Source organism: Pseudomonas lundensis (assembly GCF_002269125.1).
GTDB classification, from domain to species: domain Bacteria; phylum Pseudomonadota; class Gammaproteobacteria; order Pseudomonadales; family Pseudomonadaceae; genus Aquipseudomonas; species Aquipseudomonas lundensis_A.
The window spans coordinates 109838-131651 of record NZ_NQKI01000007.1; the positions used below are offsets into that span (position 1 = coordinate 109838).

The 21814-nt window shown below is 58.4% G+C and carries 19 protein-coding genes; 5 read left to right on the forward strand and 14 right to left on the reverse strand.

Annotated features, from left to right (window positions below; all coding sequences use genetic code 11):
- Positions 1–12 precede the first annotated feature (12 nt).
- Entirely contained in the window at positions 13–285 is a 273-nt protein-coding gene (locus CJF39_RS06835; RefSeq protein WP_094992713.1) for an HPr family phosphocarrier protein, read from the forward strand.
- 45 nt (positions 286–330) lie between these two features.
- Here the strand turns inward: CJF39_RS06835 and CJF39_RS06840 are convergent, their stop codons facing one another.
- From CJF39_RS06840 to pmbA, 6 genes are all read right to left on the reverse strand, one after another.
- Positions 331–1224: a ZIP family metal transporter gene (locus CJF39_RS06840; protein WP_094992714.1), complete on the reverse strand. Its 894-nt coding sequence runs from the start codon at positions 1222–1224 to the stop codon at positions 331–333.
- A gap of 26 nt (positions 1225–1250) precedes the next feature.
- Complete coding sequence (locus CJF39_RS06845) at positions 1251–1862, reverse strand: superoxide dismutase (RefSeq protein ID WP_094992715.1); 612 nt, start codon at positions 1860–1862, stop codon at positions 1251–1253.
- A gap of 1 nt (position 1863) precedes the next feature.
- Positions 1864–2313, reverse strand: a complete 450-nt coding sequence (locus tag CJF39_RS06850; protein ID WP_094992716.1) for a hypothetical protein — start codon at positions 2311–2313, stop codon at positions 1864–1866.
- A 27-nt stretch (positions 2314–2340) separates the two neighbouring features.
- Complete coding sequence (locus tag CJF39_RS06855) at positions 2341–3717, reverse strand: class II fumarate hydratase (RefSeq protein WP_094992717.1); 1377 nt, start codon at positions 3715–3717, stop codon at positions 2341–2343.
- Positions 3710–4105, reverse strand: coding sequence for a FagA protein (locus tag CJF39_RS06860; protein WP_094992718.1), 396 nt, complete (start codon positions 4103–4105; stop codon positions 3710–3712). The genes CJF39_RS06855 and CJF39_RS06860 overlap by 8 nt, the downstream gene beginning before the upstream one ends.
- A gap of 1023 nt (positions 4106–5128) precedes the next feature.
- Positions 5129–6475, reverse strand: coding sequence for a metalloprotease PmbA (gene pmbA / locus CJF39_RS06865; protein ID WP_094992719.1), 1347 nt, complete (start codon positions 6473–6475; stop codon positions 5129–5131).
- 107 nt (positions 6476–6582) lie between these two features.
- Here pmbA and yjgA point away from each other — a divergent pair, with 107 nt between their 5' ends.
- Positions 6583–7104 carry a ribosome biogenesis factor YjgA gene (yjgA, locus tag CJF39_RS06870; protein WP_094992720.1) on the forward strand — a complete coding sequence of 174 codons (522 nt, stop codon included), beginning with the start codon at positions 6583–6585 and terminating at the stop codon, positions 7102–7104.
- Positions 7105–7148: 44 nt separating this feature from the next.
- Here yjgA and tldD read toward each other — a convergent pair whose 3' ends face one another.
- From tldD to mreB, 8 genes are all read right to left on the reverse strand, one after another.
- The gene (gene tldD / locus CJF39_RS06875; protein WP_094992721.1) at positions 7149–8591 is read right to left on the reverse strand and encodes a metalloprotease TldD; all 1443 of its coding nucleotides are present in this window, start codon (positions 8589–8591) and stop codon (positions 7149–7151) included.
- Positions 8592–8650: 59 nt separating this feature from the next.
- Complete coding sequence (locus tag CJF39_RS06880; protein ID WP_094992722.1) at positions 8651–9499, reverse strand: carbon-nitrogen hydrolase family protein; 849 nt, start codon at positions 9497–9499, stop codon at positions 8651–8653.
- A gap of 24 nt (positions 9500–9523) precedes the next feature.
- Positions 9524–13336, reverse strand: a complete 3813-nt coding sequence (locus CJF39_RS06885) for a YhdP family protein (protein WP_094992723.1) — start codon at positions 13334–13336, stop codon at positions 9524–9526.
- A 76-nt stretch (positions 13337–13412) separates the two neighbouring features.
- Positions 13413–14870, reverse strand: a complete 1458-nt coding sequence (gene rng / locus CJF39_RS06890) for a ribonuclease G (RefSeq protein WP_094992724.1) — start codon at positions 14868–14870, stop codon at positions 13413–13415.
- A 56-nt stretch (positions 14871–14926) separates the two neighbouring features.
- A complete protein-coding gene (locus tag CJF39_RS06895) occupies positions 14927–15532 on the reverse strand; it encodes a Maf family protein (RefSeq protein WP_094992725.1) in 606 nt (201 codons plus the stop codon).
- Positions 15533–15584: 52 nt separating this feature from the next.
- Positions 15585–16073 carry a rod shape-determining protein MreD gene (gene mreD, locus CJF39_RS06900; protein ID WP_094992726.1) on the reverse strand — a complete coding sequence of 163 codons (489 nt, stop codon included), beginning with the start codon at positions 16071–16073 and terminating at the stop codon, positions 15585–15587.
- The gene (gene mreC / locus CJF39_RS06905) at positions 16073–17152 is read right to left on the reverse strand and encodes a rod shape-determining protein MreC (protein ID WP_094992727.1); all 1080 of its coding nucleotides are present in this window, start codon (positions 17150–17152) and stop codon (positions 16073–16075) included. The genes mreD and mreC overlap by 1 nt, the downstream gene beginning before the upstream one ends.
- A 143-nt stretch (positions 17153–17295) precedes the next feature.
- Entirely contained in the window at positions 17296–18333 is a 1038-nt protein-coding gene (gene mreB, locus CJF39_RS06910; protein ID WP_002555108.1) for a rod shape-determining protein MreB, read from the reverse strand.
- Positions 18334–18543: 210 nt separating this feature from the next.
- On the opposite strand from mreB, the gene gatC reads away from it, so the two are divergent.
- Genes gatC through gatB form a run of 3 tightly spaced genes read left to right on the forward strand, consistent with a single transcriptional unit; the run spans position 18544 to position 21753 of the window.
- Positions 18544–18831 carry an Asp-tRNA(Asn)/Glu-tRNA(Gln) amidotransferase subunit GatC gene (gene gatC / locus CJF39_RS06915; protein WP_047273347.1) on the forward strand — a complete coding sequence of 96 codons (288 nt, stop codon included), beginning with the start codon at positions 18544–18546 and terminating at the stop codon, positions 18829–18831.
- 14 nt (positions 18832–18845) lie between these two features.
- Entirely contained in the window at positions 18846–20297 is a 1452-nt protein-coding gene (gene gatA / locus CJF39_RS06920; RefSeq protein WP_094992728.1) for an Asp-tRNA(Asn)/Glu-tRNA(Gln) amidotransferase subunit GatA, read from the forward strand.
- A 10-nt stretch (positions 20298–20307) separates the two neighbouring features.
- Entirely contained in the window at positions 20308–21753 is a 1446-nt protein-coding gene (gatB, locus tag CJF39_RS06925; RefSeq protein WP_047273345.1) for an Asp-tRNA(Asn)/Glu-tRNA(Gln) amidotransferase subunit GatB, read from the forward strand.
- Positions 21754–21814: the final 61 nt, after the last annotated feature.

A 21814-nucleotide genomic window follows, 5' to 3' on the forward strand; every position in this document is an offset into this window, starting at 1 on the left:
ATCTACCCCGCGATGCCTGATCTGGAAATCGAAATCATCAACAAATTGGGCCTGCACGCTCGAGCATCTGCCAAGTTCGTCGGTGTTGCAGGTCGGTTTCCTTGTCAGGTGCGAGCCGGTCGCACACCAGAATCCATGGTCGATGGCAAAAGCATCATGGCCATGATGATGCTTGCCGCAGGTAAAGGCACCACCATTCATTTAAAGACCGAAGGCGAACAGGAGCAAGAAGCCATGGCTGCGCTGGTGGCCCTGATCAATAACTACTTTGATGAAGGCGAATAGCGGCTGACGCATAGCGCCGCAGCGATCTGACCGGGCCACGTTGATCTACCCCAGCGCGGTATCCATGACCATCATCACGCAGAACCCTATGCAGAGCCCAAGGCTCGCCAGTTTTTCGTGACCATTGCGCCGCGACTCTGGAATCACCTCTTGCGTCACTACAAGTAGCATCGCTCCTGCCGCCAGTGCCAGACCCAGCGGCAATAGAAGTTCGGCCAAGTTCACCAGCCAGGCACACAGTACGGCAAATACCGGCTCCACCAACCCGGACGCGGCACCGATCATGAACGCCCTGACCCGCGACATGCCCGCCCCGGCCAGCACCAAAGCAATCACCAACCCTTCTGGCACATCCTGCAACGCAATCCCCATCGCCAGGCTGTCAGCGTCCGGCATGCCGCCGCCCGCCGAAACGCCCACCGCCATACCTTCCGGAATGTTGTGCGCCACAATCGCGATCACAAACAGCCAAATGCGCGGTGCAATGACGGGCTCCCCCGGACGGCTGACGATAATCTCCGGCCCGGCACCCGACACTTTCAGGTCCACCAGAAACAAACACAGGGCGCCCAGCAAAATGCCCGCACAAACCAGCCCGCTGGATGCCCACGCAGACAACCCTAAACTTTCAGCTGCCGCAATGCCCGGCACAATCAACGAAAACGCCGTGGCCGCCAGCATGACCCCGGCACCAAAGCCCAATAAGGTATCGCTGACCGCCACCGGCATATTGCGAATCACCAACACCGGAACAGCGCCCAGCGCCGTGCCTAACGCGCACAAAGCCCCGCCTTGAAGGGCTCTGAGCATTTTGGGTTCGAGCCCCAGCCAGCCCAATCCTTCGGCCACCAACAGCGCAGTGCCCGCCAACAGCAACAACGTGCCGAGGGCATAGCGAAACAATCGCACGCCGCCGACCGCCAAAATTTGCGTGCCCATTTTCGCTTGAATCCTTGTGCGTAGCTTTAAACCATAGCTGCTTGATAGCGGCGCGCTACTTCAGGCCAATTAATGACCTCATAAAACGCATTGATGTACTCAGGCCGTCGGTTCTGGTAACGCAGGTAGTATGCGTGCTCCCACACATCCAGCCCCAGAATAGGGGTATTACCCTTCATCAGCGGGCTGTCCTGATTACCACTGCTTTCAATCACCAGGGTCTTCTGTCCAGTAACACTCAGCCAGGCCCAGCCGCTGCCAAAACGGGTCAGCGCGGCTTTGGTAAACGCATCTTTGAACGCTTCCAACCCACCCAACTGCTCATCAATGGCCTTGGCCAACGCGCCATCGGGTTTGCCACCGCCCTGCGGGCTCATGACCTCCCAGAACAACGCGTGGTTAGCATGACCGCCGCCTTGATTGATAACCGCTGCGCGCATGCTTTCAGGAAGCTGGTGCACGCTGGCCACCAGTTTTTCCACAGGCCACAGCGCCCACTCCGTGCCTTCCACGGCGGCATTGAGGTTGTTGATGTAAGTCTGATGATGTTTGGTGTGATGGATCTTCATGGTCTGCGCATCGATGTGCGGCTCAAGCGCGTCATAGGCGTAAGGCAGTGCAGGCAAGGTGTAAGTCATATCAATGAACTCCTGAAGGTTGGCCGCTGACCATTGAGAATGCGGGGCTGGATTGAGCAACGTTGCGCTTGAGCAACAGGGCTGAGCGTGGGTATTCGCCGTATTCACTGATGAAATTCAATAACTCGACATAGGTTTTGCTGCTCTGACGCAGCGCGGCTTCCCGCAGCTCAGGCTTGATGCGTGGGTTTTGGACGGTTTGCAGCAGCCGCTGATGAATCGAGCACAAGTACTCGACGCTCTCTTCCGGCTGATTAAGGCGTAAATGAACGTCCGCCAGGTTGTGATGGGAAATCACGCAAGCCGCCACTGCTTCGTCGGCGTCACTCCAGCGCTCAAACAACACTTGAGCCAGCGCCAGCGCTTGCAAGTAGTGTTCTCGCGCATCCACCAGCTCGCCTTCAGCGAAACAGCGATTGGCTCTTTCGATCGTGCGTTTCCAGTGTTCCATGTGCACCTCCAAAGCCGTGTCAGGGAGTCAGACACCGCCAGCGGTCAGCTTCTCGGGGTCTAGCAGGGCCTCAAGCTGGCTGCGAGACAGGTCGGTAAACTCAAGCGCCACATCAATCACCGGGCGCCCTTGCTTGTAGGCGGTCTTGGCAATTTCAGCGGCCTTTTCATAACCAATGATCGGATTCAGTGCAGTCACCAGAATCGGATTGCGCGACAAGGCTTCTTTGATTTTGGCTTCGTTGACCTTGAACGTGGCAATCGCCTTGTCGGCCAGTAAACGGCTCACATTGGTTAACAGCTCGATGCTACTGAGCAGGTTCTGAGCAATGACCGGCAGCATCACGTTCAGCTCAAAGTTACCGGACTGGCCCGCTACGGTAATCACCGCGTCATTACCGATGACTTGCGCGGCGACCATGGCAGTGGCTTCGGGAATCACCGGGTTAACCTTGCCCGGCATAATCGAAGAGCCCGGCTGCAACGCTTCCAGCTCAATTTCACCCAGCCCCGCCAGCGGACCCGAATTCATCCAGCGCAGGTCGTTGGCTATTTTCATCAACGAGACCGCTGTGGCCTTAAGCTGGCCCGATACCGATACAGCGGTGTCCTGAGAACCGATCAAGGCAAACAGATCCTTGCCGGGCGTGAACCGCACAGGCGTCAGGGCGCTGAGTTGCTGACAGAACAGCCCGGCAAATTGCGGATGCGCGTTGATCCCGGTGCCGACTGCCGTGCCGCCTTGCGCCAGTGATTGCAGCGCAGGTTGCAGGGCCTGCAAATGCCCGATATTGGCCTTGATCTGCTGCGCCCAACCATTGAGTACCTGACTCATGCGCACAGGCATGGCGTCCATCAGGTGAGTGCGCCCGGTTTTGACATGGCTGTGAACCTGCTGGGCCTTGTGCTCAATGACCTCCACCAGATGCGTCAGCGCGGGCAAAAGACGCTCATGCAGACCCAAAGCGGCACTGACGTGAAGGGTGGTCGGGATGATGTCGTTGCTGCTTTGGCCACAGTTGACGTGATCGTTCGGGTTGATCACTTCGCCCAGCACGCGGGTGGCCAGCGTGGCGATCACTTCATTGGCGTTCATGTTGGAGCTGGTGCCTGAACCGGTCTGAAAGATATCTACCGGAAAGTGCTCCATGAAATCGCCTGCCAGCAGGATCTGCGTGGCTTCGACAATGGCGTTGCCCTGAGCGTCAGAAATTTGCCCCAATTCGATGTTAGCTTTGGCCGCTGCCGCTTTGGCCAGAATCAAGGCGCGAATGAATTGCGCCGGCATGCGCTGATGACTGACGGGAAAGTTATCCACCGCACGCTGGGTCTGCGCGCCATACAGCGCGGCCTCAGGCACGTGCAACTCGCCCATGCTGTCGCGTTCGATAGGGGGATTACTCATCGTGAAATCCTTGCATCAGTTCGATTAAAGAGATGGACGGTTCAAGTTCGCAGGTCGCCAATTGCCAGGCACAGCATTGCCAACGCTTGAGGCGACACCCGCACAGGGCTTGGGTTTCGAGGTCGCGCAGCGGTCGCCACGCATGGTCAAGACACAGACTGCGCCAGTGCCACGGCAGCGCCGTATCAGTGGCGGTGTCCAGCAAAAGCCGGAACGACGTGAGGGCAATCGTCCAGGATGACGTAGACGTACAGCAGGCCAAGTAACGGCCTTCGGCCAGATAATGCTCAATCAGGCGTGGTTCATCGGGCGCCAGCCCACAGCGGATCTGGCGACTCATCCAGCGCCAGCTTTCCTGATAAGGGCTTTCGTGCAACACAGAACTCATGATCCAGGCTCGCTCGCTAATGAGATTCATTATTAAGCGATATTGATTATCAAAACAAGCCTGCGAAAGGCGATGCCTCCCAGACACAAAGCGTTCCTCCCCCTTTCAAGGCGATGACACAAGGGTCCTCTGTTTGCCCTGAAAACAGGTCCCACCACGTTCGAAAACGCGAGCACGGGTTCAACACGAGAAACCTGACTGCAATGAGTCAGTGCAATCCCTGGAGAGTAGTACGCGACGTCTTGCGCTCGTTGTGGATATCACTGTTTAAATAATCAACCATCGTGCTTATATGCAATTACATGCTAATTTGCTCCAGCCAACATCGTGCACTCCGCATTTAACAGGCAGGGCATTCAATTTAATCTTCACGCCTACTTAAGGATATGCACCTTGTATCGAAGTTCGAACAACTCGATCCAAACACGCTAAACCTTGGCGTAATCCACACTTATCACTTCCTGAGCCACAACGTATCAACAGCTGCTTTTCGGATGATTATAAAAGAGGCCGGGACAAACAATGCCAAGCCTGCGCCTTGCCCAGGCAGCTTATTTCAAAGGCATTGACCTACGATTAAAAGCTGAAAAGAGCATTGAACCACACTAACTAATTAAAGTAAGAAGTTGAAAATGAAGCGACTTATTGCGTGCATTGCAATGATAAGTTTATTGACTGGATGCGTAGGCGCTTCGGTCTATGTGCCAAAAAGCAATCCTCGCCAGGTTGAACACACTCGCGAACCGCGAGAGGGGCACAAATGGTGCGGGATAAGCCTATGGCTTGTCTTTTTCCCTGTCCCGTTGATGTTACCGGTTTGCAAAACTGATACTGAATTAACATCCTCTTTTTATGGCTGCGGCCCCTTAATGCATTTCGCCAAACTTGGAGCAGACTATAAGGGGAATGCACTCTGCGGACGTATGCCGGCGGGATGAGCGAGCCATTGACGCAATTGCTCACGCGCACAAAAAAGGCGTATCACCAGAACCGTGATACGCCTTTTTTAAAACATTTGAGCAATCAGCTGCCGCCGATTTTCATACGCTCAATCAACACGGAGCCGGTGCGAATGTTACTGCGCAGCTCAAGGTCATTGCCCACGGCAACGATCTGTTTGAACATATCGCGCATGTTGCCGGCGATGGTCACCTCTTGCACCGGGAACTGAATCTCGCCGTTTTCGACCCAGAAACCCGCCGCGCCTCGGGAGTAGTCACCCGTGACCATGTTCAGGCCGCTGCCCATCAGTTCGGTCACAAACAACCCGCGGCCCATACGACGGATCAAGGCGGCCTGGTCTTCATCGCCATGGGTCACGAACAGGTTGTGCACGCCGCCCGCGTTCGCAGTGCTGGGCATGCCCAATTTGCGGCCGGAATACGTGCTGAGGATGTAGGACACCAGTTCGCCATCTTTGATAAACGGTTTGGCGTACGTGGCCAAACCATCGTTGTCGAATGAAGAACTGCCCATGGCACGCATCAGGTGCGGGCGCTCGTCCAGGGTCAGCCATTCAGGGAAGATCTGTTGTCCCATGGCGTCGAGCAAGAACGACGATTTGCGGTACAGGTTGCCACCCGAAATCGCACCCAAAAAGCTGCCGAACAGCCCGCCGGCCAGCTCGGCGGAAAACAGTACCGGGGCTTCGCAGGTCGGCACCGGACGCGAGCCCAGACGACGGGCGGCGCGCTCCGCAGCCCGTCGACCGATGACGGCGGCATCGGTCAGCAACTCGCCCTGGCAGTTCACGTCGTACCAATAATCGCGCTGCATCTGTCCGTCGCCTTCAGCGATCATCACGCAGCTCAGGCTGTGGCGTGTCGATGCCGACCCTCCCACAAAACCGTTGCTGTTGCCGTATACACGGCAGCCTTGATGGGTGCTGAGCGTGGTGCCGTCCGCGTTTTTGATGCGGCTGTCGGCTTCAAAAGCAGCGGCTTCGCAGGCCAGTGCCTTTTCGATGGCTTGCTCAGGGGTGATGTCCCACGTGTGGAACAGATCAAAATCCTGCAGATCGCGGGCCATCAGCTTCGGGTCGGCCAAACCGGAGCTTTCGTCCTCGGACGTATGGCTGGCAATCGCCAACGCGGCGGCAACCGTTTCACGAATCGCATCAGGGCCGGTGGCCGAAGTGCTGGCCGAACCTTTGCGCTGCCCCACATAAAGGGTGATACCGAAACCCTGATCGCGATTGAACTCGACGGTTTCAACCTCACGCTGACGCACCGAAGTCGACAAGCCCTGCTCCAGCGACACAGCCACTTCGCAGGCACTGGCGCCCTGACGCTTGGCTTCGGCAATAATTTGCTCGACCTGCTCTTGCAGTGCCGGCAAGGCCTGCGGGCCGACGCTTTCTACTGCACTCATGGTTTTCTCCACTCAAATTCTGTTTTCGGTAGGGCCGCCGAGCGACCGGGCCGGACAAGCGGCCCCCGACTGGTTATCATGGCGGCGTTTCTTTGCGGACTGCCACCATGGTTGATTCTTACGACGACGCCTTCGACGGCGAAAAAAGCAAATCGCAGGTCAAACGCGAGCTCCATGCTCTGGTTGATCTGGGCGAACGTCTCACGACGCTCAAGCCTGACTTGCTGAACAAAATGCCTTTGACCGACGCCTTGCGCCGGGCTTTGGTAGATGCTTCAAAACACACGGCTCATATTGCCCGCAAGCGGCATATCCAGTTCATCGGCAAGCTGATGCGCGATCAACCGATCGACGAAATCCTGGCAATGCTCGATCAAGTGGATGCCTCTTCGCGCCAATACAACGAACGTTTCCACGGCCTCGAACGCTGGCGTGATCGCCTGATCGAAGGCGATGACGATGTACTGGAAAAATTTGTCACCGAGTTCCCCGAGGCCGATCGTCAGCAATTGCGTTCGATCGTGCGTCAGGCCAAACACGAGCTGGCTCATAACAAGGCCCCGGCTTCCAGCCGCAAATTGTTCAAGTACATCCGTGGGTTGGACGAGACTCAACGCGGCTTGCGTTAAGTCCTGTACGCGGGCGGGTTGCCCTGCAACCCGCCCGCAGCCCGTCAACTGCCCGTGCCGCCTACCGTAATTGCATCAATCTTCAGGGTTGGCTGACCGACACCCACTGGCACCGATTGCCCGTCTTTGCCACATGTCCCCACGCCGCTGTCCAGCGACAGGTCATTACCGACCATCGACACTTTGCTCATCGCTTCCGGCCCGTTGCCAATCAGGGTCGCGCCCTTGACCGGACGCGTGATTTTGCCGTCTTCGATCAAATACGCTTCGCTGGTAGAAAACACAAACTTGCCGCTGGTGATGTCGACCTGACCTCCGCCCAGATTGGCGCAGTAGATGCCCTTTTTCACCGAGGCAATGATTTCGGCCGGATCACTTTCGCCGCCCAACATGTAGGTGTTGGTCATGCGTGGCATTGGCAAATGTGCGTACGATTCGCGACGACCGTTACCGGTGCGGGCAACGCCCATCAACCGCGCATTAAGTTTGTCTTGCATGTAGCCCTTGAGTACGCCGTTTTCGATCAGCGTAGTGCACTCGGTCGGGGTGCCTTCATCGTCCACGCTCAGTGAGCCGCGACGCCCTGGCAAGGTGCCGTCATCGACGATGGTGCACAAGCTGGAAGCAACCTTCTCGCCCATGCGGCCGCTGTAGGCCGAACTGCCCTTGCGGTTGAAGTCGCCTTCCAGACCATGGCCCACGGCTTCGTGCAGCAGCACGCCAGACCAGCCGGAGCCCAAAACAACCGGAAAGGTGCCAGCAGGTGCAGCTACGGCTTCAAGGTTGACCAACGCCTGGCGCAAGGCTTCGCGGGCATAGCCCATGGCGCGGTCCTGCGCCAGGAAATAACGGTAATCCGTGCGCCCGCCGCCGCCATGTCCGCCCCGCTCACGACGGCCGTTTTGCTCAACAATGACGCTGACATTGAAGCGCACCAAAGGCCGCACATCGGCGGCCAGACCACCGTCGGTGGAAGCCACCAGAATGCGCTCCCACACCCCGGCCATGCTCACGGTGACTTGTTGGATACGTGGGTCGAGGGCGCGGGTGGCGGCGTCGACACGCTTGAGCAGTTCTACTTTTTCAGCACGGCTGATGACTTCTAGCGGGTTGTCAGGCGCATACAACTGCGCCACATCCTGCGCGGTGAAGGCTTGCACGGTGCCATTCTGACCAGCCCGAGAGATTGAACGCGCCGCACGGGCGGCCAGCCCCAATGCCTCAAGGGTAATGGCGTTGCTGTAGGCAAAGCCGGTTTTCTCGCCAGACTGGGCGCGTACACCGACGCCTTGATCCAAATTGAAGCTGCCTTCTTTTACGATGCCGTCTTCCAGTGCCCAGGATTCGGAAATCTGGCCCTGAAAGTACAAATCTGCCGCATCGATCCCCGGCCCGGCCAGGTCACTCAGCACGGTTTGCAGGCTTTCAAGGGTGACACCGCCCGGTGCCAACAGGTGTTCGCTGACTGAGGTCAACAACTCGCTCATATTCACTCCGTCTTGGCCCTCGCTTCAGCATCTTTGAGTGCTGAACCCAAGGGCCTGAATTAGCCTTGCGTGGCAGGTCGCTGTGCGCCCTGCGAAAAAAATCGCCGGTGGCTCGCCACCGGCATGCGTGCCCTGATGGCCGCTTGTTCTGCAGCATCACGCCGAGCGATCAATACGCCCTCTCCTTGCGCTTGCTCAGCCAGCACTCGGCCCCAAGGGTCAATGATGGCAGCGTGGCCGAAAGTCTCACGCGGCCCAGGATGTACGCCACCTTGCGCCGCCGCCAAGACGTAACATTGAGTTTCAATGGCCCGGGCACGGATCAGGATGTCCCAGTGCGCCGCCCCCGTCACTGCGGTAAAGGCCGACGGTGCACTGATCAGCTCCGCTCCTGCGGCACGCAGCTCACTATAAAGCTCGGGAAAGCGCAGGTCATAACACACCGTCAGCCCCAGCTTGCCGACCGGCGTGTCTGCCACCACGACCCGCTCACCTTGAGCATAGTCGTCGGACTCACGATACCGCCCACGATTGTCAGACACGTCGACATCAAACAAGTGCAGCTTGTCGTAGCGCGCCACTTGTTCACCGTCGGCGTTGATCAACAGCGAACAGGCGCGTGATTTGGCGTCGGGCAGACCGGCAGGTGGCAATGGCAAGGTACCGGCCACCACCCATAAGTTGAGGTCGCAAGCGGTTTGTTTCAACCAGGGCAGGACAGGACCTTCGCCCAACGCTTCGGCCCGGCCCAGCGCAGCCACGTCCCGACGCCCCATGGCCGAAAAATTCTCCGGAAGCACAGCCAGTTGTGCACCTCCTTCGGCCGCTTTTTCGAGCAAACGGCGGGCTTGCGCCAAATTGGCCAGCACATCGTTCTGACTGACCATTTGAATCACTGCTAACGCCATGCCCTGCTCCTCGGTAGCCCGCTTTTACTTTTTCTCGAATGGCTTGTCGAACGTGATCTTCGGATCCTGCCATGGGCCTTTGATGCTGTATTGCACACTCGCAAAACGCGACACCTGATCGCCGATCAATTTGTTGATCAGGAACAAGGCTCCACCCACGGCCGGAGCACCCACGAGCAAGGCCGCAATTGGCAAGTTGTTGGTCACGGGCAAGGTCAAGAGCAAATTCGCATCCACTTGGTCTGTGACCATGTTCAGGGTGCCGCTCAGTTCAAGGTTGCTTGAAGGGCCAGTCATGGTGATGGGCTTGTTCGCGCGGTACACCCCGCGATTGGCTTGCAGCAGACCTTTGACGCGGTCGTAACTCAACCCTTTGCCGAACAGGTCGGAAAAATCGAGACGCAAGCGCCGCCCAATGGAGTTGAAGTTCAACAGACCAAAAATTCGCAACACCTGCGCGCTGCCATCAACTTCGACAAACTGGCCTTTATTCAGGGTCGCGTCCAGTGTGCCCGTGAAGCGCTTGAGACCGATCCACGCAGGCGATCCCGGCCAGTTGCCGTCCACATCCAGATGGAAATTGTTGCTCGTGACACTGGGCGCAAAACCCCAGTTTTTCAACACGTCTGCCAAATTACGCCCACCCAGCCGGCCCTTGTACCAACTGTTGCTGGCACCGGCAAAACCTTCCCAACCTCCGGAACCTTCAAGCAACAGCCCTTTGAGCCCCAAGTTGAGGTTATTGAGCAAAATACCGCGGCTCGTGGGTCGTACATTAAGCGACCAGGCGCCAATCAGATCCGGTCCCTGGTAAAGCTGACGGATGATGATGTCCATTGCCGGAATTTTGCGCGGGTCTACCGACGCCAGCGGGTCAGGTGCATTTTCATCGGTCACTGCCTTGGGGTCGGCAGCCGGCAGGCGAACGATCTGCATGGTGATGGTCATTGGCGCGCTTTTCGCGTCCGGCAGGGTGACTGATCCAACAGCTTGTTTGCTGTCAATTTTCAGGCCCCATGACGCCGGGTAGCGATTCATCAGCAAATGGACCTGATCGAGCTGGGTGCCCATCGCGGTCAGTTTGCCGATTTTGAAATCGGCACTGCTGAGCAATTGCTGCGCACTGCCTCCGGCGTCTTTTCCGGCATAGCGTTCAACCAGCGCCTGCCACGGGGCTACGTCCAGTTCGGACAGCACGCCGCGAATACGCAAGCCCCTGGAGGTCGGCAACGACGCTGCGCCGGGGCCCAGGTACAACTCGCCGCGGCCTGCCTCAAGCTTGCCGTCCGGCGCGGCGAAGGTCAGGCTCGCCAGGTTCCCGTAGTCAAACCAGTAACGCTTTTCAGCCCCCTGCAAGGTCATGCGGAAAACGCTGTCACGGCTTTCGTTGGTTGCCAGACCGAACGGTGCAGGCAGGTCGATCAGCGCGCCCTTAAGGCTGGAATTGACACGCAACTGGCTGTCCGCGCCATCGAGTGTCAACTGCAATTGATAAGGCAAGTTGCCGGAAACCGGTATGGGCTGATTAAATTTCAGCCAGTTTGTCAGGGTTTTCACTGCAATTTGGCCATTGGCCACAACGCGGGTACTGATTCGGCCCGGCTTCCCGTCGGCAAAGATTTGCGCGTTAACCGGGCGGTCGAATGCACGGGCAGTGATCCCTTTGCCGCTCAAGCCCTTGGCGCTGTCGAAGCGGAAATCACCCTTGAGTTGCGTCAGCTCCAGTTCGGGCTCGCTGATTTTCAACCGCGCCTTATCGGTTTTGAAATCCACCACGATTTTCGGTTCAACGCTGTGTTCCAGCGGAATATCCAGATCGACCCGCCCGGTGAGCGGGCCTTCGCCCTGCCAGCCGGCAAAGGTATCAGCGGTCCCGATGGGCGCCTCTTGAAGGATTTTCAGGCCATCGCCCAAACCGCCGGCAAAGTCACCCTGCAACAACAAATGACTGACTTTGCCGCTGGCTACGTGGGGGATATTGACCGAGACGTCACGCACTTGGGTGTCGAGCAATTGGCCTTTGCTGGCCATGATGCGCACACCGCTGTCTTCGATAAACACATCACCCGAGACATTACGCACATGCGGCCAGCCCGGCTGGAACGCCAGTTCGGCGCCGTGCACCTTGAAAAACAGGCTGATCGAGCGTGCAGCCGCCACGGCATCGTGGCTCAGCGAGCCCTGATACTGGAAAAAACCCTCTTCCACATCGCCTTTGATGATCGCCGTGCTGAGCCATTCGCTTAGCGCCGGACTCAAGACCTCAGGCAAGTATTTGGGGGTGAAGCGGCCATCGCCGTCAGTCAGACCTACGCGCAGGTCCATGTAGTCTTCTTGCGAATGGTCCATATGAATGCGAATCAGGAAATCGGCCGCGATCTTGCCCTCTTCACCCAATACCTTGATGTAAGGCGCGATCAGGGTGAAGGTGTCTTTGGTCAAGGTCCAGGTCAGCAAGGCATTGGTCTGCTGATACTGCCAGGGTTTGGCGAAAATCGGGTCCAGGTGCAGCATGAAATCCTTGCTGTCCAGGCGCAGCTCGCCCTTGCCCAGATCACCGCTGATCAAGCCGCTGACATTGCGCGCAGCGGGCGCGCCATGGGTCGCGTTGAACCCGACTTGCTGCAGGTTGGCCGCGAAGCTGAGTTTTTGATCGTCGCTCGCCTGAGGACGGAAGTCAGCCAACACATTGCGCAAGGTGCCGGTGGCTTTGAGCTGATCAACAACTTTCGCCACACCGTCCGGCCACGGCGCCAAAGCGTCCAGCAGTGGCGTGATCGGGGTCAGGTTTACATGGTCGGCCTGCAAGTGCCAACGCTCTTGCTCCTTGTCGGTCGCCTTGAACTGCTGCAATTGCGCGCGGGTTTCCCAACGTGTGTCGCCCAGGCTCATCGCCAGCGAGTCCAGCACCACGTTGTAGCCCTGTTCGCCGCGTTCCAGCCAGGCATGCAGGGCCAGGTTATCGATCGCGGCCGGTTTGCGGTCTGCATAAGCGCCACTGAATGCCGGGGCGTTGAGCCGGGCCGTGGCGCTTTGCACCGTGCCTTTACCCCAATTGAACCAAAATTCGCCACCCGCCTTGAATTTCTTGATGGTCCAGCCTTGGGTCATGCTCGACGGCAGCCATTTGGCCCAGTCACTTTGCGGCAAGCTGACATAGGCTTGCGCCGCGCCGTCACGCCATTGACTGGCGCGAATCTGACTTTTGACACTCAGCGCAACCGGCTGGCCATCCGGCAAGGTCAAGCGAGCATCCAGCCGCTGATCGGATGCGCCCACGTCGAGGGTCAGCCCGACATAGGTCAGCGTCATTGGCGCTTCTTTATAGGGTTCAAGGGTGAGCTGGCTGTCGAGTACCGACAGACGCTCAACCCTCTGCAATTGATTGAGCAACTGCTCGGGGTCCAACGGTTTGTCGTCTTGAACCGGCAAGCCTTCGAGTGTCCAGTGCCCGTCCTTGTCCTGACGCGCACTCAGCTGCAATCCGTCGAGCTGCACATGGGCGATCCGCACTTCGCGGGCCAGCACGCTGCCCCAAACATCAGGCACCACTTGCACTTCATCCAGACGCAAAGCGCTGCGGCCTTCGCCCACCATCACGTCATGTGCCAGCAACACCGGCGCCATGCCGCTCCAGCGCCCTTCGAGGCTACCGATGGTTAACGGCATGCCCAGTGCTTCGCGGGCCTTGGTTTGCACCTCGGCACGGTATTCGGCAATCAGGGGCGTGAGTTCTCGCCCGAGGCTGACGTAAAGCGCCGTCAGCACCAGCAATAACGCACAAAGACTTAATCCCCAGCGGGTCAGCGCGGCAAAAAAGCGTGTCAGACGCTCCATGTCAGGTGGCCCCTTCAGTAGTGATCGAAGGGGCCGAATGCAGCCCCCTTTTTAAATCCGGACATCCCGTGCAGCTTCAGAGCAGCACCACGTCGTATTGTTCCTGGGAGTACATGGTTTCCACTTGAAAGCGGATCGTACGCCCGATAAAACCTTCCAGCTCAGCCACATTACCCGACTCTTCATCGAGCAAGCGGTCGACCACCCGTTGGCTGGCCAGTACCCGATAGCCCTCGGCCTGATACGCACGGGCTTCGCGCAGGATTTCACGGAATATTTCGTAGCAGATGGTTTCCGGCGTTTTCAACTTGCCCCGGCCCTGGCAGCACACGCAGGGTTCACAGAGCACCTGTTCAAGGCTTTCGCGGGTACGCTTGCGGGTCATTTGCACCAACCCCAACTCGGTAATACCGATGATGTTGGTTTTGGCGTGATCACGTTCGAGCTGTTTTTCGAGCGTGCGCAGCACCTGACGCTGGTGCTCTTCGTCTTCCATGTCGATGAAGTCGATGATGATGATGCCGCCCAGGTTGCGCAGTCGCAGTTGACGCGCAATGGCCGTTGCCGCTTCGAGGTTGGTCTTGAAGATGGTTTCTTCGAGGTTGCGATGGCCCACGAACGCGCCAGTGTTGACGTCAATGGTGGTCATGGCTTCAGCCGGGTCCACCACCAGGTAGCCGCCAGACTTGAGCGGCACCTTGCGGTCGAGGGCTTTCTGGATTTCGCTTTCGACGCCGTACAAGTCAAATATCGGCCGTTCGCCGGGGTAATGCTCCAGACGATCTGCAATTTCGGGCATCAGCTCCGCCACGAACTGCGTGGTTTTCTGGAAGGTTTCCCGGGAGTCGATGCGGATTTTTTCAATTTTCGGGCTGACCAGGTCGCGCAACGTACGTAGCGCCAGGCCGAGGTCTTCATAAATAACCGTCGGAGCACCCACGGTTTTGATCTGGGCACCGATCTGGTCCCACAGGCGACGCAGGTAGCGAATGTCCATCAGGATTTCATCCGCACCGGCGCCTTCGGCCGCCGTACGCAGGATGAAACCGCCAGCTTCCTTGATGCCTTCCTGCGCCACGCAATCGCTGACCACTTGCTTGAGGCGGTCACGCTCGGCTTCGTCTTCGATCTTCAGCGAAATGCCGACATGTGCCGTACGCGGCATGTACACCAGATAACGCGAAGGAATCGACAATTGGGTTGTCAACCGTGCGCCCTTGGAACCGATCGGGTCCTTGGTGACCTGTACCACCAGGCTTTGGCCTTCATGAACCAGCGAACTGATGCTTTCGACCGCCTGACCTTCGCGCAGGGAAATTTCGGCGGCATGGATAAACGCGGCACGGTCCAGGCCGATGTCCACGAACGCAGCTTGCATGCCCGGCAAAACACGAACGACCTTGCCTTTATAGATGTTGCCGACAATGCCTCGACGCTGGGTGCGCTCAACATGCACCTCTTGCAACACACCGTTCTCTACCACCGCCACGCGCGATTCCATCGGCGTGATGTTGATCAGGATCTCTTCACTCATGGCTGGGTCTCGTTCAGGCGTCATCACATTCGTGCCACGTTTCATGGGTGCGTTAGTTAGCGCACGGAAAGGTTTTGCCAACAGGGTATGCCGAAATGCCCCAGCAGTTCTGCGGTTTCGCACACAGGCAAGCCCACGACAGCGGAATAGCTGCCTTCAAGCCCGGACACAAATACCGCGCCCAGCCCTTGAATCGCGTAGCCACCGGCTTTATCCAGCGGTTCGCCGCTGGCCCAGTAACGCGCGGCTTCTTGTGTACTGATGTTTCTGAAACGCACCGCACTGGTCACCACACGGGTTTCGCAGCGGGTTGCATCCATAAGGGCAATGGCAGTCAAGACTTCATGCTCGCGTCCCGATAACGCCATGAGCATAGCCAAGGCATCGGCTTCGTCGACGGGTTTGCCAAGAATCTGTCCGTCCAGCACCACGGCAGTATCGGCGCCCAGTACGCAAAAAGCATCGCCGGGAGACGACTCGGCCACGCGCTCATGACCCGCCCGCGCTTTTTCGCGCGCCAGCCGTTCGACATACGCCGTGGCGGCCTCATGGGCGAAAGGCGTTTCGTCGATGGCAGCACTGACCGTGCTGAAGGGCACGCCGATTTGAGCCAATAACTCGCGTCGGCGGGGTGAGCCTGAGGCCAGATAAAGCGAAGTCATCAAGACATCTCCCTGTCAGTACGCGCAAACCTGGAAAGGGCTCACGCTTCCATCAATTGATTTTGAAGCGCCGTACCAGTCCACGCAGCCCGTAGCTGACCCAAGGCCACAACAACGCGCTGACCAGTGCAGGCAATACCAGCGCCAGGGTTGGCTGGCGGTTGCCAGTCAAGGCACTGAGCCACAATTGAGCCAACTGGGCCAGACCAAAGATCACCAGCAACACCAGGCTTTGCTGCCACATGGGGAACATGCGCAGGCGCTGTTGCAGGGACAATACGAGGAAGGTAATCAGGGTCAGGATCAAGGCGTTCTGCCCAAGCAGTGTGCCGTAAACCACGTCTTCGATCAGGCCCAGGCACCACGCGGTGACCATGCCTACTTTGTGTGGCATGTACAGCGCCCAGAAAGCCAGCAACAACGCCAGCCATAGAGGACGGAACACTTCCATAAACTGTGGCATTGGCGAAACGCTGAGCAACACGCCAATGGCAAACGTCAGCCAGATGATCCAGCCATTACGTGAACGAATACCCGCCATTATTGCCTCTCCCGGGTGGTAGCCGGCGCAGCGGCTGGCGACGTGGCTGCGGCGGGTGTTGCAACTGGCGCAGGTTTTTTGGCCGCACCGGCGGTGGGCGCAGGCGTTGCTGGCGTGGTGACAGCGGGTGCCGGTGTCGCCGCTGGCACGGGTGCAGGCACCGGCTTGGGCACAGTGGCCGGAATAATCGGCTGCGGCTCGCCGTTGTTTTCTGCTTCCTGGGCTTGAGCGGCGTCGTTGGCGCGCTCTTCAGGGGTGCGGCTGTCGCTGAAGACCAATAGTAAGTAACGGCTACGGTTCAACGCGGCTGTTGGCACGGCACGCACAATGGCGAAGGGTTGGCCCGAGTCATGGATCACTTCCTTGACCGTTGCGACCGGATAACCGGCCGGGAAACGTTGCCCCAGACCGGAACTGACCAGCAGGTCGCCTTCTTTGATATCCGCCGTGTCCGCCACGTGGCGCAACTCCAGGCGCTCGGGGTTGCCCGTGCCACTGGCAATCGCACGCAGACCGTTGCGGTTGACCTGCACCGGAATGCTGTGGGTGGTGTCGGTAAGCAGCAACACACGCGAGGTGTACGGCATCAACTCGACCACTTGCCCCATCAGTCCGCGTGCATCGAGCACCGGTTGACCGAGCACCACACCGTCGCGCTCACCCTTGTTGATGATGATGCGATGGGTGAACGGGTTGGGGTCCATGCCGATCAGCTCGGCCACTTCGACCTTCTCGTTGACCAGCGCAGAAGAGTTCAGCAACTCACGCAGGCGAACGTTTTGCTCTGTCAGAGCGGCCAGCTTTTGCATGCGCCCTTGCAGCAGAAGGTTTTCAGTCTTGAGCTTCTCGTTCTCGGCGACCAGTTCCGTCCGACTGCCGAACTGACTGGCGACGCCTTGGAACAGACGTTGCGGCAGATCGGTGATCCAGTAGGTCTGCATCAGCACCAGCGACATTTGACTGCGCACCGGCTTGAGCAACGTGAAACGGGCATCGACCACCATCAGCGCGACCGATAGCACGACCAGCACCAACAGGCGCACGCCCAAAGAGGGGCCTTTGGAAAAGAGCGGTTTAATAAGCCGCTCCTCCGGGGCAAGGATTCAATGTATTCATACGGCTTCAAGCGGCCTGGATGAAGATTGACAAAAGATAAACGCCAAAAGGCAGCACGGCAAAGTGCTACCTTTTGGTGATAACCCTCGAACTGCAACCACCGATATTATTCGCTGGAGAGCAGGTCCATGGTGTGCTTATCCATCATTTCCAGCGCACGGCCACCACCACGCGCAACGCAGGTCAGCGGGTCTTCGGCAACAATGACCGGCAAACCGGTTTCCTGGGCCAGCAACTTGTCGAGGTCACGCAACAATGCGCCACCGCCGGTCAGCACCAGGCCACGCTCGGCAATGTCCGACGCCAGCTCTGGCGGGGACTGTTCCAGCGCGCTTTTAACGGCTTGAACGATGGTAGCCAGCGACTCTTGCAGCGCTTCAAGCACTTCATTGGAGTTCAGTGTGAATGCACGGGGAACGCCTTCCGCCAGGTTACGGCCGCGCACGTCTACTTCACGGACTTCACCGCCCGGATAGGCAGTACCGATTTCCTGCTTGATGCGCTCGGCGGTCGACTCACCGATCAGGCTGCCGTAGTTACGGCGCACATACGTGATGATCGCTTCGTCGAAGCGGTCGCCGCCAACCCGTACGGATTCGGCGTAAACCACACCGTTCAGGGAGATCAGCGCGATTTCAGTGGTACCACCACCGATGTCGACAACCATCGAGCCGCGCGCTTCTTCAACCGGCAAACCGGCACCGATTGCAGCAGCCATCGGCTCTTCAATCAGGAACACTTCACGGGCACCGGCACCCAGTGCCGACTCACGAATGGCGCGACGCTCAACCTGAGTCGATTTGCACGGTACGCAAATCAGCACCCGAGGACTTGGCTGCAGGAAGCTGTTCTCGTGCACCTTGTTGATAAAGTACTGCAGCATTTTTTCGCACACGCTGAAGTCAGCGATCACGCCGTCCTTCATCGGACGAATGGCTGCAATGTTGCCCGGTGTACGGCCCAGCATGCGCTTGGCCTCGGTGCCGACGGCAACGACACTTTTCTGGTTACCGTGTGTCCGAATAGCCACAACCGATGGCTCATTCAGGACAATACCGCGCTCGCGCACGTAAATAAGGGTGTTGGCAGTGCCCAGGTCAATGGAAAGATCGCTGGAAAACATGCCACGCAGTTTCTTGAACATGGGAAAGGGACCCTAGGCAACGCGTGGGTAAAAAAGTGCGGCAAACTCTAACAACGACAGGGATTTTGGGCAAGGCGCCAATATGTTAAATTGGCCGCTTTTCCGAGCACCAGCCCCCACAATCGCGGCCATATGACCGTAGAAATGCGGTAGTGTTCCGACAATCTAACACACGGATAGCATCCGTCTTGTTTTCCACTGGAGAATCCCATGGCGCTTGAACGCTCCGACGTGGAAAAAATCGCTCATTTGGCCCGCCTGGGTTTGAATGATGCCGATCTGCCACGCACCACCGAAGCCCTTAACAGCATTTTGGGGCTGATTGACCAGATGCAGGCTGTCGACACCACCGGTATCGAGCCGCTGGCCCACCCACTGGAAGCCAGCCAGCGCCTGCGTGCAGACGTCGTGACTGAAACCAATCATCGCGAGGCTTACCAGTCCATCGCGCCAGCGGTCGAAAACGGCCTCTATCTGGTTCCCAAGGTCATCGAGTAAAAGGAAGAGCCTGCATGCATCAAATGACTCTGGCCGAGATCGCCCGCGGACTCGCCGACAAAAAGTTTTCGTCTGAAGAGCTGACCAAAACCCTGCTGGCGCGAATCGCCCAACTGGATCCGCAGCTCAACAGCTTCATCACCCTCACCGAAGACCTTGCCCTGGAGCAGGCCAAGGCCGCCGACGCACGTCGCGCCGACGGTGAAACCGGCGCCCTGCTGGGTGCGCCAATCGGTCACAAGGATTTGTTCTGCACCCTCGGCGTGCGCACCAGCTGCGGCTCGAAGATGCTCGACAACTTCAAGGCCCCGTACGACGCCACCGTGGTGTCCAAGCTGGCCGCTGCCGGCGCGGTGAGCCTGGGCAAGACCAACATGGACGAGTTCGCGATGGGCTCGGCCAACGAATCGAGCTACTACGGCGCCGTCAAAAACCCGTGGAACCTTGAACACGTCCCCGGCGGCTCATCGGGCGGTTCTGCCGCCGCCGTTGCCGCCCGCCTGTTGCCTGCCGCTACCGGCACCGACACCGGTGGCTCGATCCGCCAGCCCGCCGCATTGACCAACCTCACCGGCCTGAAACCGACCTACGGTCGCGTCTCGCGCTGGGGCATGATTGCCTACGCCTCCAGCCTCGATCAGGGTGGCCCGTTAGCGCGTACGGCTGAAGACTGCGCCATCCTGCTGCAAGGCATGGCCGGTTTCGACCCGCAAGATTCCACCAGCATCGATGAGCCCGTGCCGGACTTCAGCGCCAGCCTGAATGCTTCACTGCAAGGCTTGCGCATTGGCGTGCCAAAAGAGTTCTTCAGCGAAGGCCTCGACCCGCGCATCGCAGAACTGGTGCATACCAGCATCAAAGAACTCGAAAAGCTCGGCGCCGTGATCAAGCCCATCAGCCTGCCCAACATGCAGCACGCGATCCCTGCGTACTACGTGATCGCGCCGGCAGAAGCCTCTTCCAACCTGTCGCGCTTTGACGGCGTGCGCTTTGGCCATCGCTGCGAAGACCCGAAAGACCTCACCGACCTGTACAAGCGCTCGCGCGCCGAAGGCTTCGGCCCTGAAGTGCAGCGCCGGATTCTGGTAGGTGCTTACGCGCTGTCGGCCGGTTACTACGATGCCTACTACCTGCAAGCGCAAAAAATCCGCCGCCTGATTAAAAACGACTTCATGGCGGCCTTTAATGAAGTCGACATCATCCTCGGCCCAACCACGCCTAACCCGGCCTGGAAAATCGGCGCTAAAAACAGTGATCCGGTCTCGGCTTATCTGGAAGACGTCTACACCATCACCGCCAACCTCGCGGGCCTGCCAGGCCTGTCGATGCCCGCCGGTTTTGTGGATGGCTTGCCCGTAGGCGTGCAGTTGCTGGCGCCTTACTTCCAGGAAGGCCGCCTGCTTAACGTCGCTCACCAGTACCAGTTGAACACTGACTGGCACACGCGCTCACCTGCCGGCTTCTGAGGAGAAACCTATGCAATGGGAAGTTGTGATCGGGCTGGAAATTCACTCCCAGCTCGCCACCCAATCGAAAATTTTCTCCGGTAGCGCCACCACATTTGGCTCGGAGCCTAACACGCAGGCCAGCCTGGTTGATCTGGGCATGCCGGGCGTGTTGCCAGTACTCAACGAAGAAGCGGTGCGCATGGCCGTGATGTTTGGCCTGGCAGTCGATGCTGAAATCGGTCAGCACAACGTCTTTGCACGTAAAAACTACTTCTACCCGGACTTGCCCAAGGGCTACCAGATCAGCCAGATGGAACTGCCGATCGTCGGCAAGGGCCACCTGGACATCACGCTGGAAGACGGCACTGTCAAACGTGTCGGCATTACCCGTGCGCACCTTGAAGAAGACGCCGGCAAAAGCCTGCACGAAGACTTCAGCGGCTCGACCGGTATCGACCTGAACCGCGCCGGCACCCCGCTGCTGGAAATCGTTTCCGAGCCGGACATGCGCAGCGCCAAAGAAGCTGTTGCTTACGTCAAAGCCATGCACGCCCTGGTGCGTTACCTGGGTATCTGCGACGGCAACATGGCCGAAGGTTCGCTGCGCTGCGACTGCAACGTGTCGATCCGCCCGGTGGGTCAGGCCGAGTTCGGCACCCGCTGCGAGATCAAGAACGTCAACTCGTTCCGCTTCATCGAAAAGGCGATCAACAGCGAAGTACAGCGCCAGATCGAGCTGATCGAAGACGGCGGCAAGGTGGTTCAGCAGACCCGCCTGTACGACCCGAACAAAGACGAAACCCGCGCCATGCGCAGCAAAGAGGAAGCCAACGACTACCGTTACTTCCCGGACCCGGACCTGCTACCGGTCGTCATCGAAGACTCGTTCATCGAAGACGTACGGGCCACCCTGCCGGAACTGCCGCCGCAAAAGCGCGAGCGCTTCCAGTCGCAGTTCGGCCTGTCGGCCTACGACGCCAGCGTATTGGCTTCCAGCCGTGAGCAAGCTGACTACTTCGAAAAAGTGGTGAGCATCAGCGGCGACGCCAAACTGGCCGCCAACTGGGTCATGGTGGAACTGGGCAGCCTGCTCAACAAACAGGGCCTGGACATCGACCAGTCGCCGGTCACCGCCGAACAACTGGGCGGCATGTTGCAGCGCATCAAGGACAACACCATTTCCGGCAAGATCGCCAAAGTGGTGCTTGAAGCCATGGCCAACGGCGAAGGCAGTGCAGACGAGGTCATCGAAAAACGCGGCCTCAAGCAAGTGACCGACAGCGGCGCGATTGAAAAAGTGCTGGATGAAGTGCTGGCGGCCAATGCCGAGCAGGTTGAGCAATATCGCGCGGCAGACGAAGCCAAGCGCGGCAAGATGTTTGGCTTCTTTGTCGGCCAGGCAATGAAAGCCTCCAAAGGCAAAGCCAACCCGCAACAAGTCAACGAACTGCTCAAAAGCAAACTCGAAGGCTAAGCGTAAATGTGTAGTCGCTGCCGCAGCACCTGCGCTTTTCAAGCGCCGATTGCTGCAAAGC

Coding starts and splice junctions, on each gene's coding strand:
- rng (WP_094992724.1), bottom strand. CDS start 14,870: ATGAGTGAAGAGATCCTGATCAACATCACGCCGATGGAATCGCGCGTG.
- CJF39_RS06895 (WP_094992725.1), bottom strand. CDS start 15,532: ATGACTTCGCTTTATCTGGCCTCAGGCTCACCCCGCCGACGCGAGTTA.
- mreB (WP_002555108.1), bottom strand. CDS start 18,333: ATGTTCAAGAAACTGCGTGGCATGTTTTCCAGCGATCTTTCCATTGAC.
- CJF39_RS06850 (WP_094992716.1), bottom strand. CDS start 2,313: ATGGAACACTGGAAACGCACGATCGAAAGAGCCAATCGCTGTTTCGCT.
- CJF39_RS06880 (WP_094992722.1), bottom strand. CDS start 9,499: ATGGCGTTAGCAGTGATTCAAATGGTCAGTCAGAACGATGTGCTGGCC.
- CJF39_RS06835 (WP_094992713.1), top strand. CDS start 13: ATGCCTGATCTGGAAATCGAAATCATCAACAAATTGGGCCTGCACGCT.
- tldD (WP_094992721.1), bottom strand. CDS start 8,591: ATGAGCGAGTTGTTGACCTCAGTCAGCGAACACCTGTTGGCACCGGGC.
- CJF39_RS06885 (WP_094992723.1), bottom strand. CDS start 13,336: ATGGAGCGTCTGACACGCTTTTTTGCCGCGCTGACCCGCTGGGGATTA.
- CJF39_RS06840 (WP_094992714.1), bottom strand. CDS start 1,224: ATGGGCACGCAAATTTTGGCGGTCGGCGGCGTGCGATTGTTTCGCTAT.
- gatC (WP_047273347.1), top strand. CDS start 18,544: ATGGCGCTTGAACGCTCCGACGTGGAAAAAATCGCTCATTTGGCCCGC.
- gatB (WP_047273345.1), top strand. CDS start 20,308: ATGCAATGGGAAGTTGTGATCGGGCTGGAAATTCACTCCCAGCTCGCC.
- gatA (WP_094992728.1), top strand. CDS start 18,846: ATGCATCAAATGACTCTGGCCGAGATCGCCCGCGGACTCGCCGACAAA.
- CJF39_RS06855 (WP_094992717.1), bottom strand. CDS start 3,717: ATGAGTAATCCCCCTATCGAACGCGACAGCATGGGCGAGTTGCACGTG.
- CJF39_RS06860 (WP_094992718.1), bottom strand. CDS start 4,105: ATGAGTTCTGTGTTGCACGAAAGCCCTTATCAGGAAAGCTGGCGCTGG.
- CJF39_RS06845 (WP_094992715.1), bottom strand. CDS start 1,862: ATGACTTACACCTTGCCTGCACTGCCTTACGCCTATGACGCGCTTGAG.
- yjgA (WP_094992720.1), top strand. CDS start 6,583: ATGGTTGATTCTTACGACGACGCCTTCGACGGCGAAAAAAGCAAATCG.
- pmbA (WP_094992719.1), bottom strand. CDS start 6,475: ATGAGTGCAGTAGAAAGCGTCGGCCCGCAGGCCTTGCCGGCACTGCAA.
- mreD (WP_094992726.1), bottom strand. CDS start 16,073: ATGGCGGGTATTCGTTCACGTAATGGCTGGATCATCTGGCTGACGTTT.